14 protein-coding genes are annotated in these 14913 nt (G+C 60.6%); 12 read left to right on the top strand and 2 right to left on the bottom strand.

Annotation, left to right across the window (positions count from 1 at the left end):
- Nucleotides 1-7 precede the first annotated feature (7 nt).
- The 9 genes from P3T25_RS23360 (at nucleotide 8) to P3T25_RS23320 (ending at nucleotide 11149) form a co-directional block, all read left to right on the top strand.
- The gene (locus P3T25_RS23360; RefSeq protein WP_171927815.1) at nucleotides 8-901 is read left to right on the top strand and encodes a fumarylacetoacetate hydrolase family protein; all 894 of its coding nucleotides are present in this window, start codon (nucleotides 8-10) and stop codon (nucleotides 899-901) included.
- Nucleotides 902-930: 29 nt separating this feature from the next.
- Nucleotides 931-1626, top strand: a complete 696-nt coding sequence (locus P3T25_RS23355) for a hypothetical protein (RefSeq protein ID WP_154562594.1) — start codon at nucleotides 931-933, stop codon at nucleotides 1624-1626.
- 101 nt (nucleotides 1627-1727) lie between these two features.
- Nucleotides 1728-3299, top strand: coding sequence for a UxaA family hydrolase (locus tag P3T25_RS23350; RefSeq protein ID WP_266239566.1), 1572 nt, complete (start codon nucleotides 1728-1730; stop codon nucleotides 3297-3299).
- Nucleotides 3300-3809: 510 nt separating this feature from the next.
- On the top strand, nucleotides 3810-4607 hold the full coding sequence (locus tag P3T25_RS23345) for a substrate-binding domain-containing protein (RefSeq protein ID WP_171927814.1): 798 nt from the start codon (nucleotides 3810-3812) through the stop codon (nucleotides 4605-4607).
- A gap of 320 nt (nucleotides 4608-4927) precedes the next feature.
- Nucleotides 4928-5200, top strand: a complete 273-nt coding sequence (locus tag P3T25_RS23340) for a hypothetical protein (protein WP_154562600.1) — start codon at nucleotides 4928-4930, stop codon at nucleotides 5198-5200.
- Nucleotides 5201-5612: 412 nt separating this feature from the next.
- Nucleotides 5613-6788 (top strand): porin, encoded by a 1176-nt coding sequence (locus P3T25_RS23335; protein WP_168435791.1) that lies wholly within the window; start codon nucleotides 5613-5615, stop codon nucleotides 6786-6788.
- 69 nt (nucleotides 6789-6857) lie between these two features.
- Nucleotides 6858-7937 carry a hypothetical protein gene (locus P3T25_RS23330; RefSeq protein WP_171927812.1) on the top strand — a complete coding sequence of 360 codons (1080 nt, stop codon included), beginning with the start codon at nucleotides 6858-6860 and terminating at the stop codon, nucleotides 7935-7937.
- An 842-nt stretch (nucleotides 7938-8779) separates the two neighbouring features.
- On the top strand, nucleotides 8780-9895 hold the full coding sequence (locus P3T25_RS23325) for an alkene reductase (RefSeq protein WP_171927811.1): 1116 nt from the start codon (nucleotides 8780-8782) through the stop codon (nucleotides 9893-9895).
- Nucleotides 9896-10378: 483 nt separating this feature from the next.
- The gene (locus P3T25_RS23320; protein WP_154562608.1) at nucleotides 10379-11149 is read left to right on the top strand and encodes a TauD/TfdA dioxygenase family protein; all 771 of its coding nucleotides are present in this window, start codon (nucleotides 10379-10381) and stop codon (nucleotides 11147-11149) included.
- A 109-nt stretch (nucleotides 11150-11258) separates the two neighbouring features.
- Here P3T25_RS23320 and P3T25_RS23315 read toward each other — a convergent pair whose 3' ends face one another.
- Together P3T25_RS23315 and P3T25_RS23310 are read right to left on the bottom strand one after the other, a co-directional pair.
- The gene (locus tag P3T25_RS23315) at nucleotides 11259-11567 is read right to left on the bottom strand and encodes a hypothetical protein (protein WP_171927810.1); all 309 of its coding nucleotides are present in this window, start codon (nucleotides 11565-11567) and stop codon (nucleotides 11259-11261) included.
- 164 nt (nucleotides 11568-11731) lie between these two features.
- Nucleotides 11732-12463: an MFS transporter gene (locus P3T25_RS23310; RefSeq protein ID WP_266239568.1), complete on the bottom strand. Its 732-nt coding sequence runs from the start codon at nucleotides 12461-12463 to the stop codon at nucleotides 11732-11734.
- A gap of 227 nt (nucleotides 12464-12690) precedes the next feature.
- Here P3T25_RS23310 and P3T25_RS23305 point away from each other — a divergent pair, with 227 nt between their 5' ends.
- The 3 genes from P3T25_RS23305 to P3T25_RS23295 all read left to right on the top strand — a co-directional run bounded on the left by P3T25_RS23305 (nucleotide 12691) and on the right by P3T25_RS23295 (nucleotide 14782).
- A complete protein-coding gene (locus P3T25_RS23305; RefSeq protein WP_154562614.1) occupies nucleotides 12691-13257 on the top strand; it encodes a carboxymuconolactone decarboxylase family protein in 567 nt (188 codons plus the stop codon).
- A gap of 43 nt (nucleotides 13258-13300) precedes the next feature.
- On the top strand, nucleotides 13301-13843 hold the full coding sequence (locus P3T25_RS23300) for a 2,4'-dihydroxyacetophenone dioxygenase family protein (RefSeq protein WP_171927809.1): 543 nt from the start codon (nucleotides 13301-13303) through the stop codon (nucleotides 13841-13843).
- Between the two features lie 123 nt (nucleotides 13844-13966).
- A complete protein-coding gene (locus P3T25_RS23295; RefSeq protein WP_154562618.1) occupies nucleotides 13967-14782 on the top strand; it encodes an alpha/beta fold hydrolase in 816 nt (271 codons plus the stop codon).
- The last annotated feature ends 131 nt before the right edge of the window (nucleotides 14783-14913 follow it).

Genomic DNA, 14913 nt, shown 5'->3' with positions numbered 1-14913 from the left:
GTACTAGATGCGTCTCGTCCGTTTTGGCCAGCCTGGTCAGGAGCACCCCGGTATCATCGATTCGAGCGGCGCGATCCGCGATCTGACCGGCATCGTGAGCGACATTGATGGAACGACCATAACGCCAGCCGCCCTTGCAAAGCTGAGCGAACTTGATCTGGATCGCCTACCCGTCGTTGAGGCGGGGACGCGTCTTGGCACCTGCGTCGGCAATGTCCGTAACCTCGTGTGCATTGGCCTGAACTACTCCGATCATGCTGCTGAAACCGACACGCCGATCCCACGCGAACCTGTGGTGTTCAACAAACACACGGGCTCCATCAGCGGCCCGAACGATCCGGTCGTCTTGCCCGCAGACGCGCGCAAGCTCGATTGGGAGGTGGAACTCGGCGTGGTGATCGGCAAACCCGCGTGGCAGATCGACGAAGCCAACGCGCTGGACCATGTGGCGGGATACTGTCTTGCGAATGATGTTTCGGAACGTGCGTATCAGCTCGAACGCGAAGGCCAGTGGACCAAGGGCAAAAGCGGATTCTCATTCGCTCCGCTTGGTCCGTGGCTGCTGACACGCGACGAAGTTCCCGATCCGCAGGTGCTCGACCTGTGGCTGGACGTGAACGGTACGCGCCGTCAGACGGGCAACACACGCACGATGATTTTCAACGTCGCGCACATCGTGGCGTATCTCAGCCGCTTCATGCCTTTAATGGCGGGCGACGTGATTATTACGGGCACGCCTCCTGGCGTAGGCCTCGGTCAGAAGCCGCCTGTCTTCCTGAAAGCAGGCGACACCATGACGCTCGGTGGCAGCGGGCTCGGCGAGCAGGCACAAAAGGTTGTGCAGTACGTGGATACGCTTGGCGCAGCGTGGGGCCGCGGCGAGTATCCGTCGGCACTTTAAGACGATTCGATTTGTCAAAGGGAGGAGATATGAGCCTTGCTGGAACGGGCGTCGTCGCAATCTGGCATGACCTGCTGCCGGAAGCGAAGGACGAATTTTACGAGTGGCACAATCGCGAGCACATGCCCGAACGCGCCGGGATTCCAGGGTTCAGGCGCGGTCGGCGCTTTATAGCATTGGATGCAGGTCCCGAGTACTTCAATCTTTACGAGGCTGACACGGTCGAGGTGCTTGGCGCGCAAGACTACCTTTCTCGGCTGAATACGCCGACGCCGTGGACCAAGCAGGTGGTCGCCTCTTTCCGGAGCGTCGCACGCTCAATCTGTCACGTGGCCTATTCGGACGGTGTTGGGCAGGGTGCCAATCTCATGACTGTGCGCTTCGACGTTGCATCGGATGCACGGGCGGAGGTCGTGAAGGGTGTGCGTCAGCGCGTCCTACCGCCCCTCGTCGACCTACCGGGTATCACGGGCGTGCACCTTTGCCTTGCCGACGAGGAGATCAGCAAGGTGGAAACGGCGGAGAAGAAGGCGCGTTCAGAAGGCACCCAGGTACCGACATGGATCGTGTTAGTCGAAGGGTGCCGGGCAGACTATGTCCGTTCAGCGGTGGACCGTTTCGTTTCGGGACTCGCGGCATTGCCCCAGGCCGGCGCGACAGCACCGGACACGACCCTCTATCAACTTGAGTACACGCGCTGCAAAACGCCCTGGAGCGCTGGCTGAGCGGTTAAGCGTCATCTGAGGACCGCTGCATGGCCCTTCGCGCGAATCCCACGTGGCTAAGCGCGACCGGCCTTTACCCTGAGAAACGTAGGAGTAGTGCCATGTCGTTGAATATCGCCGACACTTCAGAGCCATCCACCGCGTCGATGTCGGCTCGTGTCATACGGCTCAATCCTGCCGACGATGTTGTTATCGCGCTCGAACAGCTTGTGTCGGGCATGGTGCTCGGCAAGGAAGCAGTGACCGTGTCGGGACTGATTCCACCCGGGCACAAAGTGGCGACACATGACATCGGTCAGGGTGAGGCGGTGCACCGCTACGGCCAGGTAATCGGCTTTGCAAGCCAGCCAATTCGCACGGGGCAGCATGTTCATACCCATAATCTTGCGATGGGCGATTTTGCGCGCGACTACGCGTTCGGTCAGGCCGCGCGTCCGACTGTTCCGTCGAATGAGCCGGCAACATTTCAGGGCATTGTCCGCGCAGACGGGCAAGTCGCCACACGGAACTATATCGGGATCCTCACCTCGGTGAACTGCTCGGCCACGGTTGCACGAGCCATTGCTGATCATTTCCGCCGCGACTTCCATCCCGAAGAACTGGCCGCGTTCCCGAATGTCGATGGCGTCGTGGCACTCACACACGGGTCCGGTTGCGCTATCGACTCTGAAGGCGATGGTCTAGCGATCTTGCAGCGCGCGATTGGCGGCTATGCATGTCATCCGAACTTCGCAAGCGTGCTGCTCATCGGTCTCGGGTGTGAAACGAACCAGATCCCGCGACTTCTTGAGACACAGGGACTCCGGGAACACGACCGCTTGCGAACGTTCACGATCCAGGATAGCGGTGGTACGACACTGACGATCGCGAAGGGTATTGAACTGGTTCGGCGCATGTTGCCCGAAGCGAACAACGTGAGGCGGGAGCCGGTCGGTGCAAGTCATCTCACGGTCGGTCTTCAATGCGGAGGGTCGGACGGGTATTCCGGCATCACCGCCAATCCCGTGCTTGGTGCAGCCGTTGATCTACTCGTGCAACACGGAGGCACCGCGATTCTCTCGGAGACGCCCGAAATCTATGGCGCGGAGCACTTACTTACGCGCCGCGCCGAAACGCCCGAGGTGGGTCGGAAGCTGATTGATCGCATCAAGTGGTGGGAAGCGTATGCGCATCGGCAAGGGGCGCAAATGAACAACAATCCGTCTGCGGGCAACAAGGCAGGTGGCTTGACGACCGTCCTTGAAAAATCGCTGGGAGGCATTGCGAAAGCCGGCTCTACCAATCTGACCGAGGTGTACGAATATGCTCAGCCGGTCACGGCGCGCGGTCTGGTGTTTATGGACACGCCCGGCTACGACCCGGTGTCGGCTACGGGCCAGGTGGCCGGCGGTGCGAACCTGATCTGCTTCACGACGGGACGTGGTTCAGCTTACGGCTGCGCGCCGGCGCCATCCGTCAAACTTGCGACGAACACAGCACTATGGCAACGACAGTCTGATGATATAGACCTGAACTGCGGAGAACTGTTGGAAGGACGAGCGACGATCGAGCAACTAGGCCGCGTTCTTTTCGAATTGCTGCTAGATGTCGCCTCGGGAACCCGTTCTCGCAGTGAGCAGCACGGTTACGGACAAAACGAATTCGTACCTTGGCAAATTAGCGCGATCATGTGAGCGCACCTCAATACCGTTCCAGCCTCCAATACTGCTGCGCAGACAGTGACTTCCCCGCGCTGGCTTTCCCTAGGCGGCGGGTGTAAGCGAGACTGAAAGGCGGCTTTGCATCGCACTTGTGCCTCTGGGCACTCGGCGGTATGACGGTCTCTTTCGGGTCGCCTGCTGACCGTCGTGCCAAGCAATATCTGAGCGCTGTTACTCGGTCGAACCAAATTTGCGCATAGCGCTGACGGGCTAATATGACGTGGGTAATGTCAACTACGAATTCCGCCCATTCGAAGTGATCGTCGTACCCGTTTGAGGCGCTGAAAGCGACGTCGACGAAGCCCGTCCCACATAGGGATGGTTGTGCGCAGTGGCCATCGCGCAAACGGCGGCGTCGAGGGACTCCGAATTGGAGCGGCATCGGTGCTGCGCGCGATGCCGCGCTGCTGGCTAACATCATGAGTGGCGTCCAGACTCGATGCATGTCTGGGCTGGGTCATCCGATCGACATGGAGCGGGGCCGTGACTTGCCGCAAGCTGAAGGTTTACGCACTCGTATTCTGCGTCGCGGGCGCATTGTTGGGCAGCGTCGCGGCATCGGCAGATGAAGTTAAGGTGATGATCTCGGGCGGGTTTGCGTCAGCCTATCGCGCACTGGGGCCACAATTCGAGGAGGCGGCCGGCGATACGCTGGTCACCGTCTGGGGGCCTGTGGTGGGCACGGCCGCAAATGCCATCCCTGTGCGACTTGCGCGCGGCGAGTGGGCAGACGTGCTGATCGTGGTCGGCTATGCGCTCGACGATCAGATCAACGCCGGCAAGGTCGTGTCTGGCAGCAAGGTGGACTTCGCACGCTCGGCAATCGGCATCGCGGCTCGCGAGGGGGCGCCGAAGCCGGATATCAGCTCGGTCGACGCATTGCGGGGCACACTGCTCGCCGCGAAGTCGATCGTCTATCCGGACGACGCGAATGGAGTCTACATCGGCAGTGAACTATTCCGGCGTCTCGGTATCGAGGGGCGGGTGGAGAACAAGAGCCGCATGATCCCGGCCGAGCGGGTCGCCAGTGTCGTCGCGAACGGCGAAGCGGAGATCGGATTTCAGCAGATCGTCGAACTGTTGCCGGTGGACGGGGTGACGGTGGTCGGCAGTTTGCCCGCGGAGGTACAAAGGTACACGGTGTTTTCCGGGGGCATCGCCACCAATGCCAAAAATCCAGCGGGCGCAGAGGCGCTGATCCGTTTTCTGTCATCGCCGGACGCGGCCCCCGCGATTGAGGGGACCGGGCTCGAACCACTAACACCGAAGACTGCGAACTGAGCGAAGCTGTGAGCCCAGCGGGCCGGCGACCTAGGTGACGGTCGGATCTTCCGAGAACGGCCAGGAAGCGACGTTCACGTGATGCCGCGGTTGGACACTGGAGCGTCGGTAGCACATCGAAAGCGGTCACTGAATCTAGCAAACTCGGTGACGGTTCATCGGCCGAAGTGGTCACTCACGAAAGCAGGATTTCGCCGGTCTCACAGACGGCAGTGAAACAAATCTACAGCTATTAAGCTGACAATAAGCTTGGGTCTCTTATCCTGATGATGACGCGAAAGCAATTCGCTCACTTCCCTTTTTTTGAATGGAGGCCTGACATGTTGCGTCACATTACTGCCACTACCCGAACCGTTCTTGCCATCACCACCCTGACTGGCCTCGTTGCCATCGATCAGGCCGTCACATCACACCGCAGTTCCGTAAGTGCGCCCAAGCAGACGCAGACGACTCTCACGGATGACGCCAGGGGATCGCCGATGGACGCGGGCAATGCGCCGCTGTCCTCGTTGCAGCTCGCGGTGTTGCTTGAAGGATTCAACTGGCAGGCGCTCAACGATGCCGCACAAGCTGCATACGCGCGCACTCCGTAACGTCAGGGAGGCTCGCCGCACGGCGGGCCTTTTTTACTATTTCGCCGCATACCCGTCAGTGCGTGACGCGCTGTCGTCTGCGCGCGTTCACGGGATTGGCGATTTCGTCTGTCGGAACTGAATGCGTTGCGCCTGGTGAACAGCCGATACGCGACGTCATAAAAAGTTCTTATCTCCCACGGCGCACAATCGTATCAGCCAAGCGGTACAAGCCTTCGGTGGAAATCCGGTGCTGCTGGCGATCGAGCAATTCAGTGTTGCTCAAAAATTGCGCGGACTGCAAAGATAGACTCGCTCGATCCCTTACCGGATCTTGCGGCGAGGCACCAGACGCAGCGGCGGGGCCCGGAAGGGACGTGCGGTTCCTATGACCCAGAGGAGCCGAATTCCCCCACTTCCGATGGATGATCAAGTGAAAGTCAATTCTCTAATTCTCGCGTCTGCAGCAATGTGGGCCACGGTGGCCCATGCGCAGAGCAGCGTGACGCTATACGGTCTTCTCGATGCCGGCGTCACGTATACGAACAATCAACATGTCAGCGGCACGACAGGTCACAGCAACGTGCAGGCGACCAGTGGCAATCTCAATTCCGACAGATGGGGACTGCGCGGCAGCGAAGATCTCGGCTCCGGTATGCATGCCATCTTCACGTTGGAGAACGGTTTCAGCATCACCAACGGAAAATTGGGCCAGGGTGGCCGTATGTTCGGCCGTCAGGCTTGGGTGGGCCTCGCGACAGACCAGTACGGCTCAGTGACACTAGGGCGTCAATACGATTCGGTAGTCGACTATCTTGGACCCATGAGCCTGACTGGCACGCAGTATGGAGGCACCCAGTTCGCTCACCCGTTTGACAACGATAATCTCGATAACTCGTTTCGCGTCGACAACGCGATCAAGTATGCGAGCGCGAACTATAGTGGCCTGAAGTTCGGCGGCGTCTATGGCTTTTCAAACCAGGCCGGTGCCTTTGCGAACAACCGTCTGTACAGCCTGGGCGCGTCATACAACACCGGTCCGTTGAACGTCGCGGCGGCCTACATGGAGATCAATCAGCCCGGGGTGAATAGTGGCGGCGCCCTGGACGGCACCAGCACGTCCGCCGACGCACCGTTCACCGCGCAACGTCAGCGCGTCTGGGGCGCGGGAGCGAACTATTCGTTTGGCGCCGCAACCGTCGGACTGGTATGGACCCAGACGAAGCTTGACAGTGCGACCACAATCAGCACCGGCTCGCCATCGAGCCCCACGAAGTTCGGCAATGCAAGCGGCCTTAGCTTCAACAACTATGAACTCAATGCGCGCTACGACCTGACGCCGGCGTGGCGTATCTCAGGCGCCTATACATTTACCGATGGCCGCCTGAGCAACGCGACAACGAACGCCAAACCCAAGTGGAACCAGATCAGCCTGCTGAGCGACTATGCGCTCTCCAAGCGGACGGATCTCTATCTCGAAGGCGTGTATCAACATGTCAACGGCGCGAGCGGCACCGTGTTGAACGGTGCGTTGATCAACGGTATTGGCGCGCAGTCGGCGACGAATACGCAAGTTGCGGTGACCGCAGGCATTCGCACCCGCTTCTAACTCCCAGCCCTCACAAGACGCGGCCGTCCCGCCGCACTTCCTCAAGATATCTCATCATCGAAAATGCAAATGATTCAGACAAAGTTAGTCACCCTGCTGAGTCTGGCCGCGACGCTATCCGCATGCGGCGGCAACAGTTCATCGACGCCCGCCGCGACACCCGCGTCTATAGCCGTTCCTGCTTCAGTGACCGCCGCTCAGTCGGGCTACAAGATTTCGGTCTTTGCCAAGGCGCCCGGCACGCTTTTGCCCGACGATCTCGTCCAGCACGGCAGCAACATCTTCGCCGTTGCGCAAGACAGCAATAACAATCCGGACGGAACGACAGTCGCGGGTACGTCGCCGCAAAGCCAGGTGATCGAGTACGATCTGAACGGCAATGTCGTCAAGACGTTCAACGTACCGGGACACCCGGACGGCATCATGGAGTTCGATTCGCACACGGTGTGGGTCAGCACCAATGAAGACGCGAACCCGCTTTTGATCGTGATCGATACCACGGCCAATACCCAGACAACGCTCGCGCCTGACGTTACGCCGGCACATGGTGGCGGACTCGATGACATGAAGCAGCTCAACGGGGTGGTGTATGTGTCCGCATCGCATCCTACACTGGGAGCCGCTACTGTAACGGCGCCTAAAGGCGTGAGTTCGGTGCCGTCGGCTTATACCGTCACCCTGAATCCGGACAACAAGACGTTTCATCTGACGCCCGCTCTGATGGGCAATGCGGCAGCGACGAACATTGCAACGAATACGCAAGTCATGCTTAACATGACCGATCCGGATTCGATGGCAATCGACCCGGCCGGCAACGTGGTCGTCGATAGTCAGGCCGACGCCGAACTCGTGTTCCTGAAGAACCCTGGTGCGAGTCAGTCGGTGAGCGTGTTGCCGCTTATGTTGTCCGGCAACGCTGCACCGGTGGACGACACGCGTTGGGCACCTTCAGGCAGTTCGTTCATGCTGGTGTCGGACAATAAAACTCAGTTGATCTATCGCATCGATGCAAGCGCTGGCTTTACGGCCGGAACGGCGTACGCCTCCGGCCAGGGCACGCTGTTGCAGCTCAACACTTCGACGGGGGCAATGACGCCGGTCTATACCGGGATGGGTTCCCCGCACGGAATGATCTTTGTAGGCCAGTAGCCGGCCCACTGCTGTCCATTCGGCGCACGCGATGCAGTGCGCTGGATGGGCAGCCGACTCGGACCTCGCGTCGTATCAGATGACACGCTCGAGGCGAGCCCTGCGCTTGGGCACGCTTGGGCCATTGTGTGAAGCAATCGGGTATGGAATTCAAGAAACTCGACCGTCTGCTCCGGGTTGACTCCGGTCTCAGGTCTCGCTCGTAAGCGCCCCTTCACCGAGCGCGGGACAAGACGGCTTGCGAACGTCCGCAAAGGCCGACAACTCGCCGAACGGCACGATTGGGCGAAGGTCCGCTGTACCTTGGAAGCCGTCGTTGAAGGAGCAACGGGTCGAGGGCCCTTGTGGGTCGATCAGCGACTGTCGTCATCCGGCTCAGTGCGGCCAACTGTGGACGCTCGTTAGCGAACTCTCAGGGACGTCCGAACGTCGGCTGCCCCGCCGACATCGGGCGTTCGCGAGCGCCAATGGCTGGACGTCAGCGCGTGCGGACGTTCGTGTTGTATTCGAATCAACTTTCTGCGAATTATTGTCTTCCGCTAGTTTTGCTTTTCCATGCCGAAGTGAGCCTATTCATTTCAGCCTCATAAGTCGCGCAAAGTTTAACGATTCGCTCGAGGCAACCGCCGACGCGCAACATGCATTCGTCTCATTCGGGATGCGTGAGAACAACGTCGAAGCTTGGTGTGCGTGTCCCTCATGCTCCGTGCCGTTCCGGATCGCCCTGACCCGGATGTGCTGCCATTCCACTCCGGAATGATAGCTATTGCCTCGCGGCCTCTACTGCACATGGACGCTTGCGGCCAAGATAGCGACACCCAACACTCTTCGAGGATGACGTCATGAGCAAGCTCTTCAGTCGTACGAAAGTCGGACATTTCGATCTGCAACACCGTGTAGTTCTCGCGCCGCTTACGAGAATGCGTACCGAGCCGAGCAATGTCCCGGGTGATCTCATGGTGGAGTACTACGCACAGCGTGCGACGGACGGTGGCCTGCTCATTACCGACGCGACGGCCGTGTCCCAGCTCGGCATCGCTTACGTCGATGCGCCCGGGATCTACACCGAGGAACAAGTCAAGGGCTGGAAGCGCGTGACCGATGCCGTTCATGCCAAGGGAGCACGCATCTTTCTGCAGATGTGGCACGCGGGCCGTCAGGCGCATCCTGCCAACACTGGCGGGGTCACACCCGTCGCCCCGTCGCCGTTGCGTTCGCTCGAGCATGCTGCGATTCGCGACGAGAGCGGCCAGGTCAGCGAGGCGGAACTGATCGTGCCTCGCCCCCTCGAGACCGCGGAAATCCCCGTTATCGTCGAGCAATTCCGTCGCAGCGCTGAACTCGCAAAGCAGGCCGGCTTCGACGGCGTTGAGCTCCACGGTGCCAACGGCTACCTGTTCGAGCAGTTCCTGCTCGACGGCACGAACCATCGCAGTGACGAGTACGGCGGCTCGATCGAGAACCGCGCTCGTTTCCTATTCGATACGCTCGATGCAGTCGTTTCCGTGTGGGGTCCCGCTCGCGTGGCCGTCCGTCTTTCGCCGAGCGGCGTTTACGGCACCATGTCCGATAGCAATCCGCATGCGACGTTCGGCTATGTGGCGGGCCGGCTCAATCAGTATGACCTCGCATACGTCCACGTGATCGAACCGCGCATTCGCGGCATTGTGGAGAAGGAGACGACCGACGCGGACGTCTCTTCGAAGGACATTCGCCGAATCTACAAGGGCACGATCATTGCCGCCGGCGGTTTCACCGGTGAGAGCGCTGAGCAGATCGTTGTCGATGGCCATGCGGATCTCGTTGCCTTCGGCCGGATGTTCATTTCGAACCCCGATCTTCCGGAGCGACTGCGTACTGGCGCGCCGCTCAATCGATACGATCGCTCGACGTTCTACGGTGGCGACGCGCGGGGCTACACCGACTACAAATCGCTGCCTGAAGAAGTCGCGGCCTGAATGTGTTTGCAGGCCAAGGGCGGCGCAGTGGCCGTTGACCCCGTCGCCCTTGAGTTCGGGCGCGCTGTTCTGCGGGTAAAACGCAGTACCAACCCGATTCCGTCGATGAATCGACGCCATCCACTCGCATTTCGGCGGGTCAACCGCAAGTTGTTTCCGACCGCAATCGGCCTGGCGCATCACAAGGAAATTGGCTGCACGTTGTAGCGGGTGAGGAGTGCTTCGCTTCACGCGATGACATCGGCAACGCATCGGCATGCCGGAGCCGAGTACCGCGTTTTCATCGTCGAAGGTGGCGAGTGAGGCGCCAGCGCCGTTGAGGTGGAAGCCCGGCCCTGTAGAGCGGCATTGCCTGCTGGAATGAATCTTATGCCGCGCCCGGCACTACCTCGCTGACCTGCTCCTCGCTAGCATGTTCTGCGTCGGCTCAGGGCTGCATTCAAACGGCAGAGGCCTGGAACGGCTAGCACAATCGGAGGAACGATGAAGTTCAGAGCAATGAATATGGGCTTCGGCGCGCACGTCGATGAGGTCGATCTAACCTCGTTGACGCAAGACGATGTGGATCGGTTACATACGGCGCTTCTCGAGCACGGCTTGCTGGTCATCCGGAATCAGAAGCTTTCGCCTGCAGGGCAGGTCAGGATCTCGGAGGTCTTTGGCACGCTCGAGACGTTTCCGTCGGGCGAAGGGCAGTTGGCCGAATATCCGCAAATCTTTCGCGTGGCCAGCCACCCCGCTAAAGGCCATACGAACGTTGGCCGCTACTGGCATTCCGACGGCTCGTTCCGTGCAGAAGCCACGCCTATCTCGATCTGGTATCTGGTCGCGCAACCGGCCACTGGCGGCGAGACGCTTTTTGCCGATCTGCGGGAGGCGTACAGGGCCTTGCCCGATGAGAGGAAGCCCGCGATCGATGGTCTCATCACGCTGCATCGAAACGGGATAAGACATCCGCTCGTCATGCGGCATCCTGCGACACGCGAGCCGTCGATCTATTTCAATGTCGGTCTTACCGGCGGCGTCGTGGGCTATACGCCTGAACAGTTCATGGCATTGCGGACCGATCTGAACGATCACCTTTCCCGCGCAGGTGCCGCTTACGTCCATCACTGGCGCGAAGGCGACGTCATCATTGCCGACAACTTCCGGGTTGCCCACCGGGCTACGCCGATCTCGGTGGATCAGCATCGCATTCTCGATCGAACGACGATACGGGCTGATGGCGTGTACTGGGGCAAGGCGCAGAAGTGAAGGGCCGCAGCCCGTGGGCGTGCCGGCCCGCGCGAAATACTCCATTTTGCCGACGACGCGCCGCGCGCTCTGCGCAATGCGGCGCGCCGTCGTCGTCGGGTCACACGCCCTACGCCAGGAACAGCGTGTCGTGGGAAGCAAACGCGGAGCCACGTGGAAGAGGCGCGATGCCGCGCTTCAGGATCGGCGTGCCAACGCCGTCGAGGCCGGGAGGAAACGCGGCAACGTCGTCGCTGAACCCGCGGAGCGGCGCGCCATCGCCCGAGAAGGCCAGAGACTGGCCATATCCGTTTCCGTTGGGTCCGGATGCGCTCGCCACCACTACCTTCATGTCGCCGTTCCTGTCGCCGATTGATCGCCCCGGGATCGCCTTCATCATCGCGGCAAGCGGCGGCCCACAGCATGCCGTCACGGGCATAACCGGCTTTCCTCGCTGGCATGGATTGCCGGATGCCGATCTCTTTTGCGACACGCGGCGCCTCGGGCAAAGCCTGCATCGTTGCGGCGCAGCCCGCTACGAGGACCGCTACCGGGCAGACGCGCGGCCTCGCACCTTGCGTAGCGCTCGAACGAGGTCGTTATTCATTGCGCGGGCTTTCCGGCAAACAGAAATCGGCTGAGTGCGAGCAGCGGGAACAGCATGCCGACGACCGCGACCCAAGTCCAGCCGCCGTGCCTGTACAGCGTGCTCGCGATTGCGGAGCCGGCGGCGCCGCCGACGAAGACGCTCGTCATGTAGATCGAGTTCAGACGGTTGCGGCTCTTCGGATCGAGCAGGTAAATTTCGCGCTGTCCCAGGACCAGGTTCATCTGCACCGCAAAGTCGAGCAGCACGCCGGTGCCGACGAGCCCGAACACGCCGAGGCCCGGTAGCGTCAGTGCCAGCAGCACCGTGACGAGCGTCATCACGACTGCGCCGAAGCCGAATACCGCGCGCCACCCGAACTGCGCGGCGATGAAGCTCGAGATCGGACGCGAGAGCAGAATGCCGAGCACCAGCCCGCTCATGATCGTGCCGACCACGCGGCCACGCGTCTCGGCCGCCGCGAAATCTGCGCTGCGAGCCTCGTCGGTTGCCGAGTCGACGGCTGCGAGAATCGCCTTGGCGCGCTCGTAGAAGCGTCCACCGGGTTCGGTGACAGAGAGGTGTCGCGTCGTGCGATGCAGCACGACGGTCTGCAACTGCTGCTCCAGCGCCGTGACTGCGCGCGAAACCTGCGCAGCCGTCACGTTGTTTTCTTTCGCGACGGCGGTGAAGGATCCGGTTTCGACCACGCGGGCGAATATCCGCATACTGCTGACGATATCTGCCATTCTGTTCCCGGACGGTAAGACCACCCATTTTTCTCCGGAGCGCTGGCTTGGAGCCAACCTTTCTCAATGTGCTACCGCATCCTGGCGCAGTCTGACATCAGGCGTGGCGGGGGCGTTAGACGTCGTATGCCTGCCTGGAATGGATGTTATGCGTATCGAGGGTCTTCTACCAGCGTGACGCCGCGCGCATCATCTGCTCACCACGAATTTCCCGTTTGGAGAAGATCATGAGCACGTTCCCGTCATACACCATTGAGACCGCACCGGCCGCTTCGAAACCCGCCCTGGAAGACGCGAAAAAGACCTTTGGCTTTGTGCCGAATCTCCAGTCTCACATGGCCGAATCGCCTGAGCTCCTTGCCGGCTACTCCGCCCTCTGGGACCTCTTTGCCAGGAGTACGCTTACCTCGCATGAGCAGCAGGTCGTCTATCTGACCTCGAACTTCGAAAACAATTGCCATTACTGTATGGCCGGCCATTCGGCACTTGCCCGGATGATCAAGATGGATCCCGCTGTCATCGCCGCGCTGCGCGATGGAGAGCCGCTGCCTGATCCGAAGCTTGAAGCCCTGCATCGCTTCACGACGATTGTCGTACGCGAACGCGGCTTTGCTTCTGATGCGGATGTCGAGGCATTTCTCGCCGCCGGCTTCACGCGCCAGAATGTGCTTGAAGTGATACTCGGCGTTGCCACGAAGGTCATGAGCAACTATACGAACCACATCGTACATACGCAGTACGACCCGTTCATGAAGGGCAACGAGTGGACGAAGCCGGTAAAGTCCGCCGCCTGACCCGTGCGCTCGATGCGTCGATATCTTCTGGAGGTCTCGTAACATGACCAACACAACTGCAAGAAAGCCTGATGAGCGTGCTATCCCTTATCAGCTGCCTCAACCGCCTGACATGTCACCCGACATCGTGCACTTGGGCATACTCGATAAATGGCTGGAGGACGATAACCTTTGGGTGCCGATGACGCCGACTGTTTCGTTCAAGCCGCTGCTTCTCAGCGCCAGCCAGGGCTACTACGTCAATCTACTTAGAGTGCGCCAGTCCGGCGTGCTCTCGCGTCACCGTCATACCGGGCCTGTCCACGCGATCGTTCTGCGAGGCAGATGGTATTACCTCGAGCACGACTGGGTTGCGGAGCAGGGTGGCTACGCACACGAGCCGGCAGGCGAGACGCACACCCTGTACGTGCCCGAGGACGTAACTGAGATGATCACGTGGTTCCATGTTACGGGCGGGTACACCTACGTAGATCCCCAAGGCACAGCAGTGGGATACGAAGATGTGTTCACGAAAATCGAAGCGGCTCGCAGGCATTACGAAGAGATCGGCCTCGGCGCCGACTACGTAAAGCAGTTCATTCGCTAAGCGTATTCGTTATCTGCGGGCTTCGGATGCCGCGAAAGCACGAACGAAGATGTGCCCCATGCGCGGCGGAGGCCGCGCACCTCGATCGCCCGGCACAACGGGCTGCAACGGAGGATTTTCACCATGGAACGAAAAACTGTTGACGTGAATGGCGTACCGGTCAGCTACCTGAGCGCCGGTGACCCGGCAGGATCCGTCTTGTTGTTGCTGCACGGCACCTATTGGAGCCGCGTATGGCAGCCGGTACTCGACGATCTGGCCGCTGCCGGATTACGCCCCATCGCGGTAGATTTCCCTGGTTCCGGCCGCTCGGGTGGCGAGCTGACCATTGCGGATGCCTCGATTCCCGCTTTGGCGGGTTGGCTGCCGCGCTTCCTGGATGCGCTCGGTATCGCGGGACCGGTAGGCGTCGCCGGGCACGACATTGGCGGGGGCATTGCGCAGGAGGTGCTGGTCGATGGAACGATAGAGGTCAGCAAGCTGGCGCTCGTCAATGCAGTGATGTTCGATTCGTGGCCAGTGCCCGGCGTTGCCCGGTTCCGCGATCCGGCGGTGGCCGCTGCGACGACGACGGAGGATATCCTTGCTGCCCGTCGCAAGTCAGTCCTCACGGCACTGGCCAGGCCAACAACGGAAAGCGAAGTGGCCGAGTATCTCGAACCTTGGACGGACCCGCGCGTCGCACGGTCGTGGATCGCCTTGGCCGGTGCGGCGGACAATCGTTACACGATGGAGCTGTTGCCGCGCCTTCGCGCGTCGCAGACGCCAAAGCTGCTCGTCTGGGGCGAAGACGACAGCTTCCAGCTCGTCGAGCACGCGGAGCGCTTCGCCAAAGAGATCCCGAACACGCAGCTTGTCCGGATTCCCAAGGCGGGCCACATCCCCATGGAAAATGACGCTGTCGCAGTGGCTCGCGCGTTGGCTGGGTTCTTCATCTGACGCAGAGCAGCAGGCGGGAGTGGTTGTCGCTCGCCGGTCCTTTCACAGCTCGCGGATGGGACTCATGCAAGGTTCGGCAAGGTACTTGCCGGCCAGGCGTCCGGTCAATTGTGTGTGTTTCGAAAGCGAGG

It is taken from the genome of Paraburkholderia sp. GAS32 (assembly GCF_050434225.1).
GTDB lineage: Bacteria > Pseudomonadota > Gammaproteobacteria > Burkholderiales > Burkholderiaceae > Paraburkholderia > Paraburkholderia madseniana.
This window is presented reverse-complemented; position numbering and strand designations above follow the sequence as displayed.